This window comes from Streptomyces sp. NRRL S-920 (assembly GCF_000717945.1).
Taxonomy (GTDB): domain Bacteria; phylum Actinomycetota; class Actinomycetes; order Streptomycetales; family Streptomycetaceae; genus Streptomyces; species Streptomyces alboniger.
Genome location: NZ_JODF01000006.1, coordinates 41,894 through 65,043, shown reverse-complemented (window position 1 = coordinate 65,043; position 23,150 = coordinate 41,894). Strand labels below are relative to the sequence as shown.

Genomic DNA, 23,150 nt, shown 5'->3' with positions numbered 1-23,150 from the left:
GCGCCGTCCGGGTCCGTCTTGGCTATCCGTGGTGGGCACGCGCCGCGGTGGCCAGCGCGTCGGCGAGGCGGTCGAGGACCGCGGCCGCCTGTTCGTCGGTGATGGTCAGGGGAGGGAGGAGACGTACGACGCTGGAGTGGCGGCCGCCGAGTTCGACGATGAGCCCGCGGCGCAGGCACTCGCGCTGCACGGCGGCGGCGAGTTGGGGTGCGGGTGGGCGGGGGCGGGCGGCGTTCGGCAGGATCCCCGCGCCGCCTCCGGCGAGGGGATCGTACGGGGTGGCTGCCCTGTGCGCGCCCTCGCGGCCGACGGAGGCCTGGTCGGCGGCGCCTGGACCGGCGGGGGACCCGTGGGTGGTGCCGCGGTCGGCTGCCTCTCGGCTGGTGCCCGAGGTGTCCTCGGGGCTTCGCTCGACGGTATCGACGTGGCCGCTGAAGCCGACGGGACCGGTGGGACTGGTGGGACTGGTGGGACTGGTGGGACTGGTGGGGCCGCCGAAACCGGCGGGGCCGCTGAGGCCAGCGGGGTCTCCCGGCGCGGCGCAGCCGACCGGCTCCGCGGCCTCGACCAGTTCGACACCCAGCATGAGGCCCCGGCCTCGCACCTCGCCCACGCACGGGTGGGCCGCGGCCAGGGAGCGGAGCTGGGCGAGCATGCGGGCGCCGAGGACGGCGGCGCGTTCGGCGAGGCCGTTCTCACGGACGTAGGCGAGGGTCGCCGCGCCCGCCGCCATGGCGAGCTGGTTGCCGCGGAAGGTGCCCGCGTGGGCGCCGGGAGGCCAGACGTCGAGGTCGTCGCGGTAGATCACGACGGCTAGCGGCAGGCTCCCGCCGATCGCCTTGGAGAGCACCATCACATCCGGCACGACGCCGCTGTGTTCGACGGCCCAGAAAGTGCCGGTACGTCCGACTCCCGTCTGTACCTCGTCCGCGATGAGCGGGATCCCGCGCGCGGCGGTGATCTCACGCATCCGGCGCAGCCAGGCGTCGGGCGCCGGGAGGACACCGCCCTCGCCCTGGACCGGTTCGACGATCATGCCCGCCGGGGCCGGGACGCCCGACTTGGTGTCGTCGAGGAGGCTCTCGGTCCAGCGGGCGGAGAGTTCGGCGCCGTTCGCGCCGCCGAGGCCGAACGGGCAGCGGTAGTCCTGTGGATAAGGGAGGCGCGCGACGCGTACGTCCTGTGCGCCGCCGGATGCTTCGAGTGCCCCGGCCGTCATGCCGTGGTAGGCGCCGGTGAAGGCCAGCAGCCCCTCGCGGCCGGTGGCGGCGCGGACCAGTTTCAGCGCGGCCTCCACGGCGTCCGTCCCGGCGGGGCCGCAGAACTGGATCCGCGCGCGCTCGGCGAGACCGCGCGGCAGCGTGTCGAACAGCTCGGTGGTGAAGTCGTCCTTGACGGGCGTGGCCAGGTCGAGGACGTGCAGGGGTGCCCCCGAGTCGAGGACCTTCCTGATCGCTTCGAGCACCACGGGGTGGTTGTGGCCGAGGGCCAGGGTCCCCGCGCCCGAGAGGCAGTCGAGGTAGCGGCGCCCGTCGGCGCCCTCGATGGTCATGCCACGCGCCCGCACGGGCACGATCGGCAGTGCTCGCGCGTAGGTGCGCGCTGCCGACTCGCGCGCCGACTGCCGCCTCAGAATCCCCTCTTGTGCCGAGGAGTGCGCGGAACTACTGGCCGAGGGCCCGTCGACGGGGGTCTGCTCGGTTCGCCCGGGGTGCCCGGTCTGCGGTGGAGAACACGCCGCGGACACCGCCGCGGGCGCAGGCTCGGTCACGGCCACGACTGTTGGTCCTCCCGCTGTGGACGGGCGCGTCCGGTCCCAATGCGGCTCCCTCCGCCCTCCGAGAAGGACCCCCAGGAGCCTCATGTGGCCGCCCGCGCCGACGAGTTGGCAGGGGAGATGAACGCAGGCCGCGACTCCCCCGTACGTACCAACGACGCCGCCCCCGGAGGATCACGGGTTGTCGGAAGATCCTTGCCGTGACGGAACCGTTGCCCTTCCGTCGGCCGTCCCCAACGGCACCGGCATAGTGTGGGGTGCCGTTCACCAGCGACAGGTGCGCCGCTCCCCCGGTCGTGGGGGTTCCGTGCCGGTGTACGACGGGTGTTCAGCGCCCGGTTGTCCAGCACATTGAACGTTTTTCGAGGCCCAGGGGGAATCTCACGATGCGACCCATACGTCCGCTCTTCACTGCCCGCAGCGGGAGGAGCGCGCGCACCAGAACCTCCCCCGTGGCGGCCGCGGTGGCGCTCGGCGCGGCGCTCGTACTGACCGCCACGGCCTGCGGTCCCAGCGAGGACAACGCCGGCGGCGACTCGTCGTCGGCGCAGCCCGGTGACAGCGAGGGCGGCAGCTCCGGCGACGACAAGATCCAGATCCCGGCGGACCTCCAGGACCGGCTCAAGGAGCACGGGATCGACCTGGACAAGTGGAAGAACGGCGCCTGGAAGAACTGGGACAAGGACGACTGGCTGCGCGAGGCCGGGGACTTCGTCAACCCGATCATCGAGGACCTGTGGGACCCGGACCGGATGCGGGACGCCGACAAGAACCCGGACCGGAGCGTCGACGACAACGACATCTCCGGTGACCAGGGCGTCACCGACCCGACGCCCAAGCCCGTGGAGGCGGCCGCCGTGCAGGCGCCGTACCACGGCCGGGCCGCCGAGTCCGGAAAGCTCTTCTTCGACGGCCCCGAGGGCTCGATGGTCTGCTCCGCGACCGTCGTCAAGGACCCGGCCCACCCCGGCAAGTCCAACATGGTGTGGACCGCCGGCCACTGCGTGCACGCGGGCGCCAAGGGCGGCTGGTACCGCAACATGATCTTCGTCCCCTCGTACAACAACAGCGGCAAGTCGGCCGAGGAACTGCGGAACGCCCCCAAGGAAGAGGTGGCTCCGTACGGCGTCTGGTGGGGCGACTGGGCGCAGACCTCCGACCAGTGGATCGAGCAGGGCGGTCCGACGGGCGGCAAGGGCGCGCCGTACGACTTCGCCGTCATGCACGTGAAGCCCGAGAAGGGCAGCGAGGGCAAGTCGCTCGAGGAGACGGTCGGTTCGGCGCTCCCGGTGGACTTCAACGCCCCGGCGGTGCCCGAGATCAAGACGATGACGGCCACCGGCTACCCGGCGGCGCCGCCCTTCGACGGCCAGAAGCTGTTCCAGTGCGCCGACAAGCCGGGACGGCTCTCGCTCAACAAGCCCGACCCGACGATGTACCGCGTCGGCTGCACCATGACCGGCGGTTCGTCCGGCGGCGGCTGGGTCGCCCAGGGCCGGGACGGCAAGCCCGCTCTGGTGTCGAACACCTCCATCGGCCCGGTGACGGCGGGCTGGCTGGCCGGTCCGCGCCTGGGCAAGGAGGCCAAGGGCATCTACGGCGCGGTCAGCAAGAAGTTCGCCGACCAGTAGTCCTACGCGGCGGGGTCGCCGGAAACCTTCACGACCCCGCCGCCGTTCGTCCCCAATCCCACGGGCATAGTGGGGTGGTCGCGTCAGCGCGGATTCCGGTACTCCCCGGATCCGCGCATGACAAGTGCATGCCAAGCCCGGTTGGCCGGTCAGCCAGTGGGCCGGTCGGCCAGTGGGCTAGTCGACTGGTCGGCCAGTCCGCGACTTCGCATCCGCACGTTTCGTACATACACGTTCTATCGGGGGTAACAGCACCATGCGTTCCACTCGTGCGCCGTTCGCGCGCAGCCGTGGGCGGCGCGTCACACTCGCCGCCACCGGGCTCGCCGCCGCCCTGGCGCTCACCGCCACGGCCTGCGGCCCGAGCGACGACAAGGCGTCCGGCCAGTCGGACAGCGCCGCGTCCCAGGGGGCCGGCGGCTCCGACGCCGGTTCCGGGGGTGCCGACTCCAAGCTGCCCGGCGAACTCGCCGACAAGCTGCGCAAGCACGGCATCGACCCGGACAAGTGGAAGAACGGCGCCTGGAAGAACTGGGACAAGGACGACTGGCTGCGCGAGTCCAAGGACTTCGTCAACCCGGTCATCGCCGGGCTCTGGAAGCCCGAGCGGATGAAGAAGGCCAAGGACCCGAACAAGACGATCGCCGCGAAGGACGCGGCCGCCGACCAGGGCGCGACCGACCCCGATCCGACGCCGGTCCGGGCCAAGCCCGAGAAGACGCCGTACCACGACAACGCCGCCCCCGTCGGCAAGATCTTCTTCGACTCGCCCGAGGGTTCGATGGTCTGCTCCGGCACCGTCGTCAAGGACCCGCGCAACCCCGGCAAGTCCAACCTCGTGTGGACCGCGGGTCACTGTGTGCACGCCGGCAAGGAGGGCGGCTGGTACCGCAACATCGCCTTCGTGCCCTCCTACAACGACCTCGGCAAGTCCGAGGCCGAGCTGGGCAACGCCTCCCCGCAGGAGATCGCCCCCTACGGCCAGTACTGGGCGGACTGGGTCTCGACCTCCAACGAGTGGATCGACGGCGGCGGTCCGACGGGCGGCGCCGGCGCGACGCACGACTACGCCGTGATGCACGTGAAGCCGGAGCAGGGCGGCAAGTCCCTGGAGGAGACCGTCGGCAACGCTCTCGATGTCGATTTCTCGACTCCGTCCGCGCCGAGCGTCAGCTCGATGGGCGCCTGGGGTTACCCGGCCGCTCCCCCGTACAACGGCCTGATCATGCACAAGTGCGTGGACAAGCCGGGCCGTCTCTCGCTGTCGCCCTCCCTGCCGACGATGTACCGCATCGGCTGCACCATGACCGGCGGCTCGTCCGGCGGCGGCTGGTTCCGGATGGTGGGCGGCAAGACCCGGCTCGTGTCGAACACGTCCATCGGCCCGGCCGAGAACACCTGGCTGGCGGGGCCGCAGCTGGGCGCGGGCGCCGAGCAGGTCTACGACATGATGAGCAAGAAGTACGGCTCGCAGTAACCGCGCGCCGCACGTCCGGCATGGAAAAGGCCCGCACCCTGCGAGAGGGGGGCGGGCCTTCGCCGTGTGATGGTCAGCCGTGTGACGGTCAGCGGGTGGCCGGCACGTACGGACCGAGTTCCGCGGCAAGCTCCTCGTGCACCCGCGCCTTGAGCAGGGTGCCGTCGGCGGTGTGCTCCTCGGAGAGCACCTCGCCCTCGGCGTGCGCGCGCGAGATGAGCTGGCCGTGCGTATACGGAACGAGGGCCTCGATCTCGACCTCGGGCCGCGGCAGTTCGGTGTCGATGAGCCTGAGCAGCTCCTCGATACCGGCGCCGGTGCGCGCGGAGACCGCGATCGCGTGCTTCTCGTTGCGCAGCAGACGCTGGAGGACCAGCGGGTCCGCGGCATCCGCCTTGTTGATCACCACCACCTCGGGCACGTCGGTGGCGCCCACATCGCGGATCACCTCACGCACGGCGGCCAGCTGCTCCTCCGGCACCGGGTGCGAACCGTCCACCACGTGCAGGATCAGGTCGGAGTCACCGACCTCCTCCATCGTGGAGCGGAACGCCTCGACGAGGTGGTGCGGCAGATGCCGTACGAACCCGACCGTGTCGGCCAGGGTGTAGACCCGGCCGCTCGGCGTCTCGGCCCGGCGCACGGTCGGGTCGAGGGTGGCGAACAGGGCGTTCTCCACCAGGACGCCCGCGCCCGTGAGGCGGTTGAGCAGGGAGGACTTGCCCGCGTTCGTGTAACCGGCGATCGCGACCGAAGGCACCTTGTTGCGCCGGCGCTCCTGCCGCTTGATGTCGCGGCCCGTCTTCATCTCCGCGATCTCACGGCGCATCTTCGCCATCTTCTCGCGGATCCGTCGCCGGTCCGTCTCGATCTTCGTCTCACCGGGGCCACGGGTGGCCATGCCGCCACCGCCGCCGCCACCCATCTGACGGGAGAGCGACTGACCCCAGCCGCGGAGCCTCGGCAGCATGTACTGCATCTGCGCGAGGGCGACCTGCGCCTTGCCCTCTCGGGACTTGGCGTGCTGGGCGAAGATGTCGAGGATCAGGGCGGTCCTGTCGACCACCTTCACCTTGACGACGTCTTCGAGGTGGATCAGCTGGCCGGGGCTCAGCTCACCGTCGCAGACGACGGTGTCGGCTCCCGTCTCGAGCACGATGTCGCGCAGCTCGAGAGCCTTTCCGGAGCCGATGTACGTCGCCGGGTCCGGCTTGTCGCGGCGCTGGATGACGCCGTCGAGCACGAGCGCGCCCGCGGTCTCCGCGAGGGCGGCCAGCTCGGCGAGGGAGTTCTCCGCATCGTCAACCGTCCCGGAGGTCCACACGCCGACGAGCACCACACGCTCCAGACGGAGCTGTCGGTACTCGACCTCGGTGACGTCCTCGAGTTCGGTGGAGAGTCCGGCGACGCGGCGCAGAGCCGCGCGCTCGGAGCGGTCGAGCTGATCGCCGTCCCGGTCTCCGTCGATCTCGTGGCTCCAGGCGACGTCCTCTTCCATCAGGGCATCGGCCCGAAGACCTTCGGGGTAGTTCTGCGCGAAGCTCTGTGCGTCCTGGGAAGGGGAAGAAGAGGAGGTCATTGGGTCCTTACGTCGATACGTCGATGGAAATGCGGACGGATGCCTGATCCGCCGCGGACGGAGTGATCCGTCACAGTCGACAACGCCCGGGGCGGCCCGGAGATTCCCGGGTCGGGACCGGCCGCGCCGTCGACCTGACGATATTTGCACGACACGGCCCGTCTCGTCATCCGTGTTTTCCGCGACCAGGGGTGTTATTTCCCTTCCGGAGCCGCCGTACGCCAGTCCGGGTGGCCCGGCATCGGCGGCGTCTTCGTCCCGTACAGCCAGGCGTCGAAGAATCCGCCCAGGTCACGGGCGGCGTTCTGCGAGGCGAGCCGCACGAAGTCGGCGGTCGTGGCGTTGCCGTCGCGGTAGAGGGCGACCCACTGCCGCTCAAGGCGGTCGAAGGCGCGGTGCCCGATCTCCTGACGCAGGGCGTAGAGCACCAGGGCGCTCCCGTCGTAGACGACAGGGCGGAAAATGCTGATCTTCTTCCCGGGGGCGGGCCCCTTGGGACTGGCGGGCGGGCCGCCCGCGGCGCGCCAGGTGTCCGACCGGCGGTAGGCCTCCCGCATCCGGTCCTTCAGGGGCCGCTTGGCCTTCTCCTCGGCGAAGAGCGCCTCGTACCAGGTGGCATGCCCTTCGTTGAGCCACAGGTCCGACCAGGAGCGCGGGCTGACGCTGTCGCCGAACCACTGGTGCGCCAACTCGTGCACCATGATCGAGTCCACGTACCACTCCGGGTACTCGGGGCGGGTGAAGAGGTCTCTCTCGAAGAGGGAGAGCGTCTGTGTCTCCAGTTCGAAGCCGGTCCGCGCCTGGGCCACCAGGACGCCGTAGGTCTCGAAGGGGTAGCGGCCGACCTTCTGCTCCATCCATTCGATCTGGCCGGGTGTCTTTCTCAGCCAGCGCTCCAGGACCTTGCGGTCCTTGGTCGGCACCACATCGCGTACGGGAAGGCCGTTCGGTCCCTCGCGGTGCAGCACGGTGGAGCGGCCGATCGCCACCTGTGCCAGCTCGGTCGCCATGGGGTGGTGGGTGCGGTACGTCCAGGTCGTGGCCCCGCCGATGTGACGGGTCCGGTCGATCGGCAGGCCGTTGGCGACGGCGGTGAGCCCCTTGGGGGCCGTCACACGGAACGTGAACGCCGCCTTGTCCGAAGGGTGGTCGTTGCACGGGAAGACCAGGTGGGCGGCGTCCGCCTGATTGGCCATGACGAGCCCGTCACCGGTACGCACCCAGCCGCCCTGCGCGTCCTTGGCGGACACGGGGTCACTGGTGTGCCGGACGGTGATCCGCAGCCGCTCGCCGGGGCCGACCGGCGCGGACGGCGTCAGGACCAGGTCCTCACCGGTGCTCTCGAAACGGGTGGCCTCGTCATTGACCTCGACGGACCGGACCTTGCCGTGCGCGAAGTCGAGATTCACGCGCTCCAGGGGAGCCGTGACCACGGCGTCGATCGTGGTGACGGCGTCCAGAGGCTTGCGGTTGTCACCGTGATAGGTGAAGTCGATGTCGTACGACGCCACGTCGTACCCGGGGTTGCCCAGGTGGGGGAAGAGCCGGTCGCCGATGCCGAGCGGGGCGGCCGGCGACGGTGCGCTCGCCGCGACGAGGGCGGCGGACGTGGTCGCCGCGATCAGCGCCGCGGCGAGGCGGGGGGTGCGCAGGGCCTTCGGCCGCGCGGCCGTGGTCCGGGGGGTGAGCAGCATGAACTTACGGCTACCAGCGCGCGCCTTCCCCGGTACGTGGGCGCGCGTCGGGCCACTCGAACGAGTCGCGGAGAGGTCCGTCCGATGAGCCGAACCGCTTCATGGGGGTCGAGGTCCCGCTCGGAGACCGGCCCGCCTCAGGGGGCCGCGGCCGCCGGATGCTGGGCCCGGCTCACGTCGTACACGCCCGGTACGGCCCGCATCGCCCGCATCAGGCCCGGAAGGTGCGCCGCGTCCGGGAGTTGCAGCGTGTACGTATGGCGTACGCGCTGCTGGGTGGGTGGTTCCACGGTCGCGGAGATGATGGCGACGCCTTCGAGGGCGATCGCCTCGGTGAGGTCGGCGAGCAGATGCGCACGGCCGAACGATTCGGCGGTCAGGGTCACCCGGCATTCGGCGGTGTCCCCCCAGCGCACGCCGACCTCCGCGCGCCCTACGTCCTTCATCCGCCCCACCGCGGGGCAGCCGGCCCGGTGGACGGTGACGGCGCCACCGCGCACGGCGAAGGCGGTGATGGCGTCGGGCGGCACCGGCGTACAGCACCCCGCGAGGCGCACGCTCGCGCCCTCGCGGTCCACCACGGCGCTCGCGGCTGCGGAACGCGCGCCGGTGTCCGGGCCCTCCGGGCGGGGCGTGGCCGTCGGCGCCTGCTGGGGCGGCCGCTGGGCGGACGGCGCCGGGGCGGGCGCGGGCGCCGGATGCGTGGTGAGCCAGCGCCGGATGGCGATCCGCGCGCCGGGCGTGCGGGCGTGGTCCAGCCACTCGCTGGAGGGCCCGGAGGCGGCGTCCTGGCCCATGAGGAGCTGCACCGTGTCGCCGTCCCTCAGGACCGTGCTGAGCGTGGCGAGGCGGCCGTTGACCCGGGCGCCGATGCAGGCGTGCGCGTCCTCCCCGTACTGGGCGTAGGCGGCGTCCACGCAGCTGGCGCCCGCGGGCAGGCCGAGGGTGCCGCCGTCGGGGCGGAAGACGGCGATCTCACGGTCCTGGGCGAGGTCTTCGCGCAGCGTCGACCAGAACGTGTCCGGGTCGGGGGCGGCCTGCTGCCAGTCGAGGAGCCGGGAGAGCCAGCCGGGCCTGGTCGGGTCCACGCGCTCGTCGTCGGCGCTGTCGGAGGCGTCCTCGGAGGGAGGAGCGTAGGGATTGCGCAGCGCGACGACGCCCGCCTCGGCGACCTGGTGCATCTGGTGCGTGCGGATGAGGACTTCGGCGACCTCCCCGTCGGGGCGGGCCACCGCGGTGTGCAGCGATTGGTACAGGTTGAACTTCGGTACGGCGATGAAGTCCTTGAACTCCGAGACGACCGGGGTGAAGCAGGTGTGCAGTTCGCCGAGGACTCCGTAGCAGTCCGCGTCCTCGTTGACGAGCACCAGGAGGCGGCCGTAGTCCGAGGCGCGCAGCTCGCCGCGTTTGCGGTGGACCCGGTGGACGGAGACGAAGTGCCGCGGCCTGATGAGGACTTCGGCCGCGATGCCCGCCTCGCGCAGTACACCGCGCACTTCGCCCGCGATGTCCCCGAGCGGGTCGCCCTCGCTCTCGGCGTTGGCCGTGATGAGGGCTTGGACCTCGGCGTACTCCTGCGGGTGGAGGATCGCGAAGACGAGGTCCTCCAGCTCGGTCTTGAGCGCCTGGACACCGAGGCGCTCGGCGAGCGGGATGAGCACGTCCCGGGTCACCTTGGCGATGCGGGCCTGTTTCTCGGGGCGCATGACGCCGAGGGTGCGCATGTTGTGCAGCCGGTCGGCGAGCTTGATCGACATGACGCGTACGTCGTTGCCGGTGGCGACGAGCATCTTGCGGAAGGTCTCCGGCTCGGCCGCCGCCCCGTAGTCGACCTTCTCCAGCTTCGTGACGCCGTCGACCAGATAGCAGACGTCCTCGCCGAACTCGGCCCGCACCTGGTCGAGCGTCACGTCCGTGTCCTCGACCGTGTCGTGGAGCAAGGAGGCGGTCAGGGTGGTGATCTCCGCGCCGAGCTGGGCGAGGATCAGGGTCACGGCCAGGGGGTGCGTGATGTACGGTTCGCCGCTCTTGCGGGTCTGGCCGCGGTGCGAAGACTCCGCGAGGACGTACGCACGGCGCAGGGGCTCCAGGTCCGCGTCCGGGTAATGGGCCCGGTGGGCCTCCACCACATGGCCGATCGCGTCGGGAAGCCGGTCCCGGGCGGCGGGGCCCAGGAGCGCCGCCCTGCCCAGTCTGCGCAGGTCGAGACGGGCGCGGCCGCGCCTTCGCTGGACCCCGGGCGTCACGGGGCCGGGCGTGGCTGGGTTCGTGGCCTCCGCACTCATGGGCACCTCCGGCTGCTTCGACCGGCGGTGTGCGGACGGTGGCGTACTCCGTCCGGGCCGGTGCTTGATGCTACCGAGCCCATCACGCGGCACTGACCGCCTCTCGCCGAGCGTGAAACGGATCACCCATTCGAGCGACAGTTCATGGGATTGCCGTTTCGAGCCATTCGGACACGAACTCACCTTCGGCGACGATCACGGCTGGGCCGGTCATCTCGATTTCGCCGTCGGGCCGCTCGGTGATCACCAGGCGTCCTCCGAGCACGTCGACCGTGTACGTCACCGGCGTGCCGGTGACGGCCGGGTCCACGCCGTCCCTGCGGGCCGCGGCGACCGCGACGGCGCACGTGCCCGTGCCGCACGAGCGGGTCTCGCCCGCGCCGCGCTCGTGCACGCGCATCGCCACGTGGCGCGGGCCGCGGTCGACGACGAATTCGACGTTCACCCCGTGCGGGTAGGCGGAGGCGGGGCGGAAGAGCGGAGGCTCGTAGAGCGTGCCCGCTTCGGAGAGGTCGTCCACGAAGGCGACCGCGTGGGGATTGCCCATGTTCACGTTGAGCGCGGGCCACTGGTGGTCCGCGACCGACACGGTGACGTCCCCCTCGGGGAGCAGCGCCTTGCCCATCCCCACGGTGATCTCGCCGCCGGCCTCCGCCTTCGCGATGTGCACGGTCTTCACGCCGCCACGGGTGGCCACCGCCAGGTCGCCCTCGGCGACGTGCCCCGCGTGCTGGAGGTACCGGGCGAAGACGCGCACGCCGTTGCCGCACATCTCGGCGATCGACCCGTCGCCGTTGCGGTAGTCCATGAACCATTCCGCCCGGTCCGCGAGGTGGCGGGCGTCGGGGTGGGCGGCGGAGCGCACGACGTGCAGGACGCCGTCGCCGCCGATGCCCGCGCGGCGGTCGCACAGGGCGGCCACGGCGGCCGGGGGCAGCTCGATGGCGTTGTCGGGGTCCGGGATGATCACGAAGTCGTTCTCGGTCCCGTGCCCCTTGAGGAAGGCGATCCGCGTGCTCATTCCTCGATCGTACGGGGTGGGTACGACACTCGGTCCGGACGGTGGCCGCGGGGAGTTCCGGCGGGGCGCCTCAGCGGAGCCGGGCGACCCGCCACACCGCGAGGACCGCCGCGCCGAGGAACAGCAGGGCGTACGCGCAGACGACCCGCCAGTCCGGACGGCGTCCCGAGCCGCGCTCGGGCAGCCCCGGCCAGGTGTGCCCCACCCGGCGGGCGGCCATCATTCCCCAGCCCGCGGCGCAGCAGCTGAGCAGCAGTCCGAGCATGGCGACCACCGCGCCTCCGTCGCCGAACTCGAAGGCCAGCGGGAAGGCGAACATCAGGGAGCCGACCGCGGCGAGGATCACGATGGGCGCGAGCTGCCAGATGCGCAGCCGTCGCTGCGGACGCAGCTCGACCTCGACCTCGTCCGCGGACATGTCGTCCGCGCCGGGGCCGTCGTCCGTCACGCCGCCCAACGTCTCGTCGGGACCGTCCGGACTCAGCTGCTCTCCGCCGTCATGCGCGGTGTCACGAGGGCCGGCCTCCATCGCCACGCGCCCTCCCACTTCGGACTCCACCTGTCGATCGATGGTCGATGATGGCACGGCGTCAGGTGCCCCGATGACCGCCGGAGCGTCCCGATGCCATCACGTGATCAGGCTGTGACCGGTCGTTCGACCAACGCCATTGCGCGTGCCGGGAGTTCCCCGCGATCGGCCACGGCCCCACTGAGCCAGTGCACCCGCGGATCGCGCCGGAACCACGAATCCTGGCGGCGCGCGAAGCGTTTGGTGGCGCGTACGGTCTCGGCACGCGCCTGTTCCTCGGTGCACTCCCCCGCGAGCGCCGCGAGCACCTGCTGGTAGCCGAGCGCGCGCGACGCCGTACGCCCTTCACGCAGCCCACGCGCCTCCAGCGCGCGTACCTCGTCGACCAGGCCCGCCTCCCACATGCGGTCCACGCGCGTGGCGATGCGTTCGTCGAGTTCGGGGCGGGCCACGTCGACGCCGATCTGCACCGTGTCGTACACGGACTCGTGGCCGGGGAGGTTGGCGGTGAAGGGCTTGCCGGTGATCTCGATGACCTCAAGGGCGCGCACGATCCTGCGGCCGTTGCTGGGCAGGATCGCCTGGGCGGCCCCGGGGTCGGCGGCGGCGAGGCGGGCGTGCAGCGCTCCGGAGCCGCGCAGTTCCAGCTCCTCCTCCAGGCGGGCCCGTACGGCGGGGTCGGTGCCGGGGAATTCGAGGTGGTCCACGGCGCCTCTGACGTACAGCCCGGAGCCGCCGACGAGGATCGGCCAGCGCCCCTCGGCGAGGAGGCGGTCGATCTCCTTGCGGGCCAGTTTCTGGTACTCGGCGACGCTGGCCGCCTCCGTGACGTCCCAGATGTCGAGCAGATGGTGCGGGACCCCGCCGCGCTCCTCCGGCGTCAGCTTGGCGGTGCCGATATCCATCCCTCGGTAGAGCTGCATGGAGTCGGCGTTGACGACTTCGCCGCCAAGGCGCTGGGCGAGGAAAACGCCCAGATCGGACTTTCCTGCGGCGGTCGGACCGACGACGGCGATAACCCGCGGGGCGGGAGCTGCTCTACTCACCGCCCCAGTCTCGCAAATCCCGGGCGTACTTCCCGAACGAGCTACGTGACGGTACGGCTCCCAGGTCGTTGCCTGTTGCGAGGTTCCGGCCGCCGGTTTCGAGGACCGATGCCCCGGGCGACGCAATGGGACGCACCGGGCGGGGCGGGATTTCGCCCACACGAGTAACGTATGGAGTAGATATGGGCGTTTTTGCCATGTTCCGCCGGAAGTCCAAGGACAGCGAAGAGGCGTCGACGACCGAGGCGGCCGCCGCCGCGCCGACGGTCGACCCCGAGAAGGCCGAGGGGTCTCCCGAGGCCTCCACGGACGCGGAGCCGCCCGCTGCCGAGGCCGCCGCGGACACCGAGAGTGCTGCCGCGGACAAGCCGGCGGAGGCCCCCGAGGCGGCCACCGCGGAGAGCGTGGACATTCCGAAGCAGCAGTCGGCCGAGGAAGCGGCCGACAGCGGTGCCGGTGAGGGCGCCCGCAAGTAGCTCCCCGCGAGGGAAGGTGACCCCATGGGCTTTTTGGACCAACTGAAAGCCAGGCTCGCCCCTGCCAAGGACAAGGTCTCGGACCTCGCGCAGCAGCACGGGGACAAGATCGACCACGGCCTGGACAAGGCCGCGACGATGGTCGACAAACGGACCAAGGGCAAGTACAGCGGCGTGATCCGGGCGGGAACGGGCAAGGCCAAGGACGCCCTCGACCGCCTCGCGCAGCACGACCAGGGCGAGGGCAGGGGCACGGGCGCGGGCGGCAAGGGCAGGGGTGGCAGTGCCACCCCACCTACGCCGCCGCCGTCACCCCCTCCGGCTCCCTGAACGACCTGCACGAGACGCACGAGAGGCACGACCTGCACGACGTGGACGACATGCGACGACGGCCGTGAAGCGCCCTGCTCCGCGGCCGTCGTCGCATGTTCGCGCCCTTGGCCGCGCCGCTAGGACCAGGTGGCCACGAAGTAGCCGACGCCGTACGGCGCGGCCTCGTAGAGCAACTCGCCGGTCAGCGCCGCGCCGTCCGCCGCCCCCGCCAGCACCTGCCACGGCGCCCGGCCCGCTGCCTTCAGTTCGTGCGCCAGCTCCGCGTCCAGGGCCTTCAGCGCCGCCACGTCGGCCGCACCGAGGGCACGGCCGACCTCCGCGTCGAAGCCGGCCGCCCGCTCATCGAGGTATCCCGGTGCCTTCAGCGTGCGGCACGCGCTGGCGTCGCCCATCACCAGCAGTGCCACCCGGTCCGCGCGGGCGCCGATCTCCCCTCCGACCTGGACGCACCGCTCGGCGGCGAGTGGCTCCCCCACGCCGAGGCCTTCCAGCGGGGCGGCTGACCACCGCGTACGCCCGAGCAGCCACGCGGCCACGGCGAGCGACGGCGGAAGCTCGCGTTCGGCCGGTTCGCCGTCTCCCTGGGCGGGTCCGAGCCGTACGTCGAGGTCCACCCCGAAGCCCCGGAAGGATCCACGAGCGCCCTGCGGGTGCGGTCCGCGCCCGCTCAGCTCGGCGGGGCCCACCACGACGAGCCGGTCGGGCCTGGCGGCGGCGAGGACCCCGATGGCGTCCGTGCACGCCGCGCGCGCGGCCTCCAGTTCGGGTGCCGCCCCGGCGGCGACGTCGGGGACGAGCAGAGGCGGGCAGGGGCAGACGGCTGCGGCGACAAGCATGATCCGCAGAGTAACGCGCCCGCTGGGCGACCGGCCCGGCGCTCTGTCCGGCCCGGTCCCCCTCACATCAGGTCAGTCGCAGCCGCAGCCGCTCCCCGTCGCCAGGGGCAGCGGCTCGGGAGCGCCGATCTTCGGCAGGCCCAGCATGACGCCCGCGGTCTTGGCGGCCGCCTCCGTGTTGCGCTTCTCCCAGGCGTCGCCCGCGCGCGTGGGGCGTACGTTGAGCACGGGCCCCTCGGCGAGCAGGTGGTGAGGGGCGGCGTAGGTGATCTCGACGGTCACGACGTCGCCGGGGCGCACCGCGGTGTCCGGCTTGGTGAAGTGCACGAGGCGGCTGTCGGGGGCGCGGCCGGACAGGCGGTGCGTGGCGCCGTCCTTGCGGCCCTCGCCCTCGGAGACCATCAGCTCCAGGGTGCGGCCGACCTGCTTCTTGTTCTCCTCCCAGGAGATCTCCTCCTGGAGGGCCACCAGACGCTCGTAGCGCGACTGGACGACCTCCTTGGGGATCTGCCCCTCCATGGTCGCGGCCGGGGTGCCGGGGCGCTTGGAGTACTGGAAGGTGAAGGCGCTGGCGAAGCGGGCCTCGCGGACCACGTGCATCGTCTGCTCGAAGTCCTCCTCGGTCTCGCCGGGGAAGCCCACGATGATGTCGGTGGAGATCGCCGCGTCCGGCATGGCGGCGCGGACCTTCTCGATGATCCCCAGGAAACGATCCTGCCGGTAGGAGCGGCGCATCGCCTTGAGGACCGGGTCGGAGCCGGACTGGAGCGGCATGTGGAGCTGCGGCATCACGTTCGGCGTCTCGGCCATGGCGGCGATCACGTCGTCGGTGAAGTCGCGCGGGTGCGGGGAGGTGAAGCGCACGCGCTCAAGGCCCTCGATCTTCCCGCAGGCCCGCAGGAGCTTGCTGAACGCCTCACGGTCACCGATGTCCGAGCCGTACGCGTTCACGTTCTGCCCGAGGAGGGTGATCTCGGAGACGCCCTCGCCGACGAGCGCCTCGATCTCCGCGAGGATGTCGCCGGTCCTGCGGTCCTTCTCCTTGCCGCGCAGGGCGGGGACGATGCAGAAGGTGCAGGTGTTGTTGCAGCCGACCGAGATGGAGACCCATGCCGCGTACGCGCTCTCGCGGCGCGTGGGCAGCGTGGAGGGGAACGCCTCCAGGGACTCCGCGATCTCGACCTGCGCCTCTTCCTGGACGCGGGCGCGCTCCAGGAGGACCGGCAGCTTGCCGATGTTGTGCGTGCCGAAGACGACGTCGACCCAGGGCGCCCTCTTGACGATGGTGTCGCGGTCCTTCTGGGCGAGGCAGCCGCCGACGGCGATCTGCATCCCTGGACGCTTGGTCTTCATCGGCGCCAGGCGGCCGAGATTGCCGTACAGACGGTTGTCGGCGTTCTCGCGCACGGCACACGTGTTGAAGACGACGACGTCGGCGTCGCCGTCGGCTCCTTCGGGCGCACGTTCGTAGCCGGCGTCCTCCAGCAGCCCGGAAAGCCGCTCGGAGTCATGGACGTTCATCTGGCACCCGTAGGTGCGCACCTCGTAAGTCTTCGCGCTCATCTCGCCCCCCAGGGTACGGGGTCGCCACGCGCGCGTGGCCGCCGATTCCGACCGGAGCGCCCGGGGGACGCCGCCCGGGGCGGCTCGGTGTGACCTCGCCCCTGGTCATCCACGTGAGCGGGCTGGCAGGATCGCGCGCATGCTCCAGGCATTCACCCACCTCAGCAGGCGCCGCGTTCTCCAGGGCTCGGCCGCGGCGCTCGTGGTGTTCGGGCTGCTGATGTGGTGGCTGCTGCCCCTGGGCGAGAGCGCGCCGAGCGGCCGGATGGCGTTCAGCACGGGTGTGCGGAACGGCGTCTACGAGCGGTACGGCAAGCTCCTGCGCACGGCGATCTCCAAGGACATGCCGAAGGTGGAGGTGGACCTGCGCAACAGCGAGGGGTCGCAGCAGAACATCGAGCGGGTCGCCACGGGGAAGGTCGACTTCACCATCGCGGCCGCCGACGCCGTGGAGAACTACCGCCTCGACGGGGCCCCGGGGGCGGACCGCCTGCGGGGCTGTGCGCGCCTCTACGACGACTACGTCCAGCTCGTGGTGGACCGGGGGTCCGACATCCAGTCCGTGGAGGACCTGCGGGGCAAGCGCGTCGCGGTGGGGCAGGACCGCTCGGGCGTGCGACTGATAGCGGACAGGGTGCTGGACGCCGCGGGCCTCGATCCGGTCGCGGACATCGAGCCGGTGTCCGCGGGCATCGACACCATGCCGCGCCTTTTGAAGGACGGTTCCGTCGACGCCTTCTTCTGGTCGGGCGGACTGCCTACCACCTCCGTGCGCGAACTCTCGAAGAAGATGGACATCCGTCTCGTCAAGCTCGGCTACCTCGTCGACCGGCTGCACAAGCAGGGCGGCGCCTCGCGCTACTACCGGGCCGCGACGATGCCGGCCGACGCCTATCCCGACGCCCAGCAGGGCTCCGCCGTGCCCACCCTGGCCGTGGCGAACCTCCTGGTCACCACGGACCAGGCGGACGCCGACCTCACCGCCGGGCTGACCCGCACGGTCATCGACAGCCGCGACCACATCGGCGACCAGGTGCACGCGGCCCAGCTGGTGGATCTGCGTACCGCCCTGTTCACCGACCCCCTTCCGCTGCATGAGGGCGCGCGCCGCTACTACCGCTCGGTGAAGCCCTGAGCGGTGCCGTGGGACTGTGGGGCGCGCCCTTGGGAGGTCGCCGCCGCGGACGGCTCGCTGCGGGGGACGCTGACGGTCACCCGCAGGCCGTGCGGTTCGTTCCGCGCGTACGCGATGGATCCGCCGCCCGCCGTGAGCAGGGCCCGTGAGATGGACAGGCCGAGGCCGGAGCCCTTCACGTTCTGATGGCGGTTGCTGCGCCAGAAGCGGTCGCCGACGCGGGCGAGTTCGTCGTCGGTAAGGCCGGGGCCGCCGTCGCTCACCACCACCGTCGTCGTGCCGTTGCTGGAGGAGACCGCCACGTGCACCGGCCCTCCTTCGGGGGTGAACTTCAGGGCGTTGTCGATCACCGCGTCCAGGGCGCTGGAGAGGGCGACCGGGTCGGCCCAGCCGGTCGTCGCCGGGCACTCGCCGGTCAGGCGCACACCCCGCTCCTCGGCGAGCGGCCGCCAGGAGGCGACCCGCTCGGCCGCCAGCTCGCCGATGTCGGTCAGGCTGAGGTCGGCCGCGGCGTGCTCGGCGAGGGCCAGGTCGAGCAGGTCGTCGAGGACCTGGGCCAGGCGTTTGCCCTCGGTGCGGACCGAGGCGATCTCCTCGTTGCCCTCGGGTAGTTCGAGGGCGAGGAGTTCGATGCGCAGGAGCAGGGCGGAGAGGGGGTTGCGCAGTTGGTGCGAGGCGTCGGCCACGAAGGCACGCTGCTGTTCGAGCACCTCCTCCACGTGGTCGGCCATTTCGTTGAACGACCGGGCAAGCCGTCTGAGTTCCGGCGGTCCGCCCGCGGCGGCGACGCGTGAGGTGAGGCGCCCCGTCGCTATGTCGTGCGTGGTGGCGTCCAGGACCCGCACCGGCCGCAGCACCCAGCCGGTGAGCCGCAGGGCCGCGCCGACCGCCAGGAGCATGGCCGCCGATTCCCCGGCGGCGATGAGCACCCAGCCCTTCAGCGTCTTCGAACGCATGCGTCCCGTCGGTGAGTCGGTGACGACCACGGCGATGACGTCACCGTCCTTGATCACCGGGGAGGCGACGGCGAGGCGGCCCCGTTGCCACGGCCACACCTGCTCGGGGTCGTGGCTGCCACGGGAGCGCAATGCCTCCTGGAACGCCCTGCGGACGTCCCCCTTGGCGGGGAGGTACCAGCTGGCCGGCGCGTGCGCCATGGGGCCGTTGTCGCGGTAGAAGACGCCCGCCCTGATGCCGTAGACGTCGTAGTAGTCGTCGAGTTCCTTCTGTAGCGTCTCGCGCCGCTCGTCCGTGCCGCCCAGCACCCGGGAGCCGGTCGGGCGCTCGGTGACGAACTGGGCGAGGGAGGCGAAGCGCGCGGTGTCGTCGATCCGGTCGACGACCACCTTCTGCTGCTGCGCCGCGGCGACACTGACGGCCAGCGGGAACCCGAGCGCGAGCAGCACGCCCGCCATCAGGATGATCAGCAGCGGGAGGAGGCGAGAGCGCACCTGTCCTCGCTCCCGCTACGTGGCCGGGGCGACGAGGCGGTAGCCGACGCCTCGGACTGTCTCGATCAGGGCCGGCATGTGCAGCTTGGAGCGCAGGGAGGCCACGTGCACTTCCAGCGTGCGCCCCGTCCCTTCCCAACTGGTCCGCCACACCTCACTGATGATCTGTTCGCGGCGGAACACCACTCCGGGGCGCTGGGCCAGGAGCGCGAGCAGGTCGAACTCCTTGCGGGTCAGTTGGACAACCGAACCGCCCACGCTGACCTGCCGGGTGGGCAGTTCGATGTGGACGGAGCCGAGCCGCAGTTCGCCGCCGCCCGACGCCGTCGCACCGACGGGGGCGGGGCGCCTGATGACCGCGTGGATGCGGGCGATCAGCTCCCCGGTGTCGTAGGGCTTCACTACGTAGTCGTCGGCTCCGAGGTTGAGGCCGTGTATGCGCGAGCGTACGTCCGAGCGGGCCGTCACCATGATCACCGGTGTCGAGCCGCGCTTGCGGATCTTGCCGCAGACCTCGTAGCCGTCCTGGTCGGGCAGGCCGAGGTCGAGGAGCACCACTCCGAAGGGGGCCGTTTCCGCGGGCAGTAGGGCCTGGAGCGCCTCTTCTCCACTGCGGGCGTGGACGACGTCGAAGCCGTGCCGGGCCAGGACCGCGGACAGGGCGGCGGCCACATGATCATCGTCCTCGACAAGAAGCAGTCTCATGCGGGCCCCCTCCGATTCATCCGTCGTTCCTCTGTGGCCGGTAGTCGCGCGTACGCACCAAGGCATCCACGCCGATGGATAAGGACCTCGTCAAGAGGCAGCGGGTCACGGACACGTTCCGTTATCCAGCCGGTACGCACATGGTGGACCCTCTTCACACGGTGTGTCCGGTTGCGGCCGGATCGTTATGCTCAATTTCCGCTCAGATGTAATGACGCTGGTCGCACTGGGTTATTACTGTCCTCGCAACCGAGGAGGATGGAGCAACAAGCCGTGACCGAAGTATCGGTGACCAAGGACGCCATACCGCCCGGGGCGGACGACCTGGTCGTGCTGAAGAACGTCAACAAGCACTTCGGCGCTCTGCACGTGCTCCAGGACATCGACCTGACCATCGCCCGCGGCGAGGTCGTCGTAGTGATCGGGCCCTCGGGGTCGGGCAAGTCGACCCTGTGCCGCGCCATCAACCGCCTGGAGACGATCGACTCGGGAGACATCTCGATCGACGGCAAGCCGCTGCCCCAGGAGGGCAAGGAACTCGCCCGCCTCCGCGCGGACGTGGGCATGGTCTTCCAGTCCTTCAACCTTTTCGCGCACAAGACCGTGCTCGAGAACGTGACGCTGGGCCAGATCAAGGTGCGCAAGATCAACAAGGCGGAGGCCGAGGAGAAGGCGCGCGCCCTGCTCGACCGCGTGGGCGTCGCCTCGCAGGCCGACAAGTACCCCGCGCAGCTCTCCGGCGGCCAGCAGCAGCGTGTGGCCATCGCACGCGCGTTGGCGATGGACCCCAAGGTGATGCTCTTCGACGAGCCCACGTCGGCGCTCGACCCGGAGATGATCAACGAGGTCCTCGAGGTGATGCAGCAGCTCGCCCGTGAGGGGATGACGATGGTCGTCGTCACCCATGAGATGGGCTTCGCCCGGTCCGCGGCCAATCGCGTCGTCTTCATGGCGGACGGCCGGATCGTCGAAGAGGCCGTGCCGGATCAGTTCTTCAGCAACCCGCGCAGCGACCGGGCCAAGGACTTCCTGTCGAAGATCCTTCACCACTGAGGCGACCGACGCGTGACGCGTCGAGTTCTCAGCGTTTTTTTCTCCCCGTCTGACTCAAAGGATGTGCACCATGAAGGCTCGTCAGGTAACCGCGGCAGCTGCCGTTGTCCTCGCGCTCTCCGTCACCGCCACTGCTTGTGGTTCGGACGACAAGGACGAGAAGGGGTCCGATGGCGGCAAGAAGATCACCATCGGTATCAAATTCGACCAGCCGGGTGTCGGCCAGAAGACCCCGGACGGCAAGTACGTGGGCTTCGACGTCGATGTGGCGACGTACGTCGCCAAGGAACTCGGCTACAAGGCCGACGACATCGAATGGAAGGAAGCAAAGAGCGCCGAGCGCGAAAACATGCTTTCGCGTGGTGACGTCGACTTCATTGCGGCCTCTTACTCGATCAACGATGAGCGCGCGGAGAAGGTCGACTTCGCAGGCCCTTACCTGCTCGCCCACCAGGACGTCCTGGTCCGCGCCGATGACAAGTCCATCAAGTCGCCCAAGGACCTGAACAACAAGAAGCTCTGTTCCGTGACTGGCTCGACGTCGGCACAGAATGTCAAGAAGAAGCTGGCACCGAAGGCTCAGTTGCAGACATACGGCGGCTACTCGGAGTGCCTGACCGGTGTCGAGAACAAGGTCATCGACGCGCTGACGACCGACGACTCCATCCTTGCGGGTTATGCCTCGCAGAAGGAGTTCCAGGGCAAGTTCAAGCTCGCCGGCTTCAAGATGACCAATGAGAATTACGGCATTGGCATCAAGAAGGGTGACGCCGACCTCAAGAAGAAGATCAACGCCGCTCTGACCAAGATGGTCGACGACGGCGCTTGGGACAAGGCCGTGAAGGCCAACTTCGGTCCGGCCAACTACAAGAACGAGCCCGCCCCGAAGATCGGCAACGTCGTCAAGTGAAGCAGGGCTTGATGGGCACGCCGCTCTCCGGAGCGGCGCGCCGAGCCCTCCCCACACGCGGAAGCGCGGGAGATCGTGTTCGACTTTCTTGAAGATTACGACTTGTTGGCGGCCTTTTGGGTGACGGTGAAACTCACCGCACTCTCCGCCGTCGGCTCCCTCATATGGGGAACACTACTGGCTGGCATGAGGGTCAGTCCGGTACCACTGATGCGTGGCTTCGGCACCGCGTACGTGAATGTGGTGCGAAACATTCCGCTGACCGTCATTATTGTCTTCACGTCCCTCGGCCTCTTCCAGACGCTGAGCATCAACTTCGGGGCAGAGGACTTCGAGACCATCAACTTCCGGCTCGCTGTGTTCGGTCTGATCGGCTATACCTCCGCGTTCGTCTGTGAGGCCTTGCGATCAGGCATCAACACCGTGCCCGTGGGCCAGGCAGAGGCGGCGCGTGCGCTCGGCCTGGGTTTCACCCAGGTACTGGTCCTGATCATCCTCCCTCAGGCATTCCGTTCGGTCGTGGCACCGCTGGCGAACGTCCTGATCGCGCTGACCAAGAACACCACGGTCGCCGCAGCGATCGGCGTCGCCGAGGCCGCTCTGCTGATGAAGGAAATGATCGAGAACGAAGCCCAGCTGATTCTCATTGCAGCCATCTTCGCATTCGGATTCATGTGCCTCACCCTTCCCACCGGTCTGATACTCGGCTGGGTGAGCAAGAAGGTGGCGGTGAAGCGATGACTTCCGTTCTGTACGATGCCCCGGGGCCTCGCGCCAAGCAGCGGAACATTCTGTACTCGATAGCGTTCTTGGCTGCTCTGGCGGCCGGGGTCTACTGGCTCTATCGCAAACTGGACGAGAAGCAGCAGCTTGAGTGGGTGAAGTGGAAGCCATTCTTCACGGACGCCCGAGCCTGGGAGACCTACATATGGCCCGGCCTTGAGAACACCCTCACGGCCGCAGCCTTCGCTATGCTGCTCGCTCTTCCGCTGGGTGCTTTCTTCGGCATCTCCCGGCTCTCCGACCACAGCTGGGTTCGACTTCCGGCCGGCACTGTCGTAGAGCTCTTCCGTGCCATCCCAGTATTGATCCTCATGCTCTTCGCCGACGCGGCGTACTCCGAATTCACGGACATCAGCTCGGACGACCGTCCGCTCTACGCCGTCATCACCGGCCTGGTGCTCTACAACGCGTCGGTCCTCGCGGAAATCGTGCGAGCGGGCATCCTGTCCCTGCCCAAGGGGCAGGGTGAGGCCGCAATGGCAATCGGGCTGCGCAAGGGACAGATCATGCGGTCCGTGCTGCTCCCGCAGTCGATCACCGCAATGCTGCCCGCAATCGTCAGCCAGCTTGTCGTCATCGTGAAGGACACCGCACTGGGTGGCGCACTGCTCAATTTCCCGGAATTGTTGGCTTCGGTCCGCCCGATGAGCGCCGCCTATGGCGCTAACACCATCGCGAGCTTTACCGTCGTCGCCATCATCTTCGTAGCCATCAACTTCGCGCTGACGACATTCGCTTCATGGCTGGAGGGACGACTGCGTCGCGGCAAGAAGTCAACGGGCGCGGTGCTCCCTCCTGCGGCAGTGAGTGGAACTCTCTCCACCGGAGAGGTCGGGGGCGGTGTGGACGGCATTAAAGGGGTTTGA

General features: G+C 70.0%; 20 protein-coding genes. 9 read left to right on the top strand and 11 right to left on the bottom strand.

All coding sequences use genetic code 11. The annotated features are described in order from the left end of the window. Window positions 1-22: 22 nt before the first annotated feature. Window positions 23-1,633 carry a diaminobutyrate--2-oxoglutarate transaminase family protein gene (locus IG54_RS40020; protein ID WP_420712229.1) on the bottom strand — a complete coding sequence of 537 codons (1,611 nt, stop codon included), beginning with the start codon at window positions 1,631-1,633 and terminating at the stop codon, window positions 23-25. A gap of 530 nt (window positions 1,634-2,163) precedes the next feature. Between IG54_RS40020 and IG54_RS0106935 the strand changes: the two genes are divergently transcribed. Together IG54_RS0106935 and IG54_RS0106930 are read left to right on the top strand one after the other, a co-directional pair. Beyond that, window positions 2,164-3,408, top strand: a complete 1,245-nt coding sequence (locus tag IG54_RS0106935; protein ID WP_030778589.1) for a trypsin-like serine peptidase — start codon at window positions 2,164-2,166, stop codon at window positions 3,406-3,408. A gap of 256 nt (window positions 3,409-3,664) precedes the next feature. Continuing rightward, entirely contained in the window at window positions 3,665-4,885 is a 1,221-nt protein-coding gene (locus IG54_RS0106930) for a trypsin-like serine peptidase (protein ID WP_030778587.1), read from the top strand. A gap of 88 nt (window positions 4,886-4,973) precedes the next feature. Here IG54_RS0106930 and hflX read toward each other — a convergent pair whose 3' ends face one another. The 6 genes from hflX to miaA all read right to left on the bottom strand — a co-directional run bounded on the left by hflX (window position 4,974) and on the right by miaA (window position 13,039). Beyond that, window positions 4,974-6,464 carry a GTPase HflX gene (gene hflX, locus IG54_RS0106925; RefSeq protein WP_030778585.1) on the bottom strand — a complete coding sequence of 497 codons (1,491 nt, stop codon included), beginning with the start codon at window positions 6,462-6,464 and terminating at the stop codon, window positions 4,974-4,976. Window positions 6,465-6,658: 194 nt separating this feature from the next. After that, complete coding sequence (locus IG54_RS0106920) at window positions 6,659-8,158, bottom strand: M1 family metallopeptidase (RefSeq protein WP_030778581.1); 1,500 nt, start codon at window positions 8,156-8,158, stop codon at window positions 6,659-6,661. Between the two features lie 137 nt (window positions 8,159-8,295). Continuing rightward, the gene (locus tag IG54_RS0106915; protein WP_030778579.1) at window positions 8,296-10,443 is read right to left on the bottom strand and encodes a RelA/SpoT family protein; all 2,148 of its coding nucleotides are present in this window, start codon (window positions 10,441-10,443) and stop codon (window positions 8,296-8,298) included. A gap of 142 nt (window positions 10,444-10,585) precedes the next feature. Further along, window positions 10,586-11,464 (bottom strand): diaminopimelate epimerase, encoded by an 879-nt coding sequence (gene dapF / locus IG54_RS0106910; protein ID WP_030778577.1) that lies wholly within the window; start codon window positions 11,462-11,464, stop codon window positions 10,586-10,588. Between the two features lie 70 nt (window positions 11,465-11,534). Next, window positions 11,535-11,993, bottom strand: coding sequence for a hypothetical protein (locus IG54_RS0106905; protein WP_030778575.1), 459 nt, complete (start codon window positions 11,991-11,993; stop codon window positions 11,535-11,537). Between the two features lie 107 nt (window positions 11,994-12,100). Then, window positions 12,101-13,039 (bottom strand): tRNA (adenosine(37)-N6)-dimethylallyltransferase MiaA, encoded by a 939-nt coding sequence (gene miaA, locus IG54_RS0106900; RefSeq protein WP_030778572.1) that lies wholly within the window; start codon window positions 13,037-13,039, stop codon window positions 12,101-12,103. 182 nt (window positions 13,040-13,221) lie between these two features. On the opposite strand from miaA, the gene IG54_RS0106895 reads away from it, so the two are divergent. Next, entirely contained in the window at window positions 13,222-13,515 is a 294-nt protein-coding gene (locus tag IG54_RS0106895; RefSeq protein ID WP_030778570.1) for a hypothetical protein, read from the top strand. Window positions 13,516-13,539: 24 nt separating this feature from the next. Beyond that, window positions 13,540-13,845, top strand: coding sequence for an antitoxin (locus IG54_RS0106890; protein WP_030778568.1), 306 nt, complete (start codon window positions 13,540-13,542; stop codon window positions 13,843-13,845). 119 nt (window positions 13,846-13,964) lie between these two features. On the opposite strand, the gene IG54_RS0106885 is transcribed toward IG54_RS0106890, so the two are convergent. Both IG54_RS0106885 and miaB read right to left on the bottom strand, forming a co-directional pair. Then, complete coding sequence (locus IG54_RS0106885) at window positions 13,965-14,684, bottom strand: class III extradiol dioxygenase subunit B-like domain-containing protein (protein ID WP_030778564.1); 720 nt, start codon at window positions 14,682-14,684, stop codon at window positions 13,965-13,967. A 72-nt stretch (window positions 14,685-14,756) separates the two neighbouring features. After that, the gene (gene miaB, locus IG54_RS0106880) at window positions 14,757-16,247 is read right to left on the bottom strand and encodes a tRNA (N6-isopentenyl adenosine(37)-C2)-methylthiotransferase MiaB (protein WP_030778562.1); all 1,491 of its coding nucleotides are present in this window, start codon (window positions 16,245-16,247) and stop codon (window positions 14,757-14,759) included. Between the two features lie 139 nt (window positions 16,248-16,386). On the opposite strand from miaB, the gene IG54_RS0106875 reads away from it, so the two are divergent. Further along, window positions 16,387-17,382: a TAXI family TRAP transporter solute-binding subunit gene (locus IG54_RS0106875; protein WP_030778559.1), complete on the top strand. Its 996-nt coding sequence runs from the start codon at window positions 16,387-16,389 to the stop codon at window positions 17,380-17,382. On the opposite strand, the gene IG54_RS0106870 is transcribed toward IG54_RS0106875, so the two are convergent. Both IG54_RS0106870 and IG54_RS0106865 read right to left on the bottom strand, forming a co-directional pair. Continuing rightward, on the bottom strand, window positions 17,361-18,833 hold the full coding sequence (locus tag IG54_RS0106870) for a sensor histidine kinase (RefSeq protein ID WP_051819317.1): 1,473 nt from the start codon (window positions 18,831-18,833) through the stop codon (window positions 17,361-17,363). The two genes, IG54_RS0106875 and IG54_RS0106870, sit on opposite strands and share 22 nt — an antisense overlap. 15 nt (window positions 18,834-18,848) lie before the next feature. Then, on the bottom strand, window positions 18,849-19,538 hold the full coding sequence (locus IG54_RS0106865; RefSeq protein WP_030778555.1) for a response regulator transcription factor: 690 nt from the start codon (window positions 19,536-19,538) through the stop codon (window positions 18,849-18,851). 273 nt (window positions 19,539-19,811) lie between these two features. Between IG54_RS0106865 and IG54_RS0106860 the strand changes: the two genes are divergently transcribed. The 4 genes from IG54_RS0106860 (at window position 19,812) to IG54_RS0106845 (ending at window position 23,150) form a co-directional block, all read left to right on the top strand. Continuing rightward, the gene (locus tag IG54_RS0106860; RefSeq protein ID WP_030778553.1) at window positions 19,812-20,591 is read left to right on the top strand and encodes an amino acid ABC transporter ATP-binding protein; all 780 of its coding nucleotides are present in this window, start codon (window positions 19,812-19,814) and stop codon (window positions 20,589-20,591) included. A gap of 70 nt (window positions 20,592-20,661) precedes the next feature. Beyond that, a complete protein-coding gene (locus tag IG54_RS0106855) occupies window positions 20,662-21,501 on the top strand; it encodes a glutamate ABC transporter substrate-binding protein (protein WP_030778551.1) in 840 nt (279 codons plus the stop codon). Window positions 21,502-21,576: 75 nt separating this feature from the next. After that, window positions 21,577-22,242, top strand: a complete 666-nt coding sequence (locus IG54_RS0106850; RefSeq protein ID WP_030778549.1) for an amino acid ABC transporter permease — start codon at window positions 21,577-21,579, stop codon at window positions 22,240-22,242. Continuing rightward, on the top strand, window positions 22,239-23,150 hold the full coding sequence (locus tag IG54_RS0106845; RefSeq protein ID WP_030778547.1) for an amino acid ABC transporter permease: 912 nt from the start codon (window positions 22,239-22,241) through the stop codon (window positions 23,148-23,150). The genes IG54_RS0106850 and IG54_RS0106845 overlap by 4 nt, the downstream gene beginning before the upstream one ends.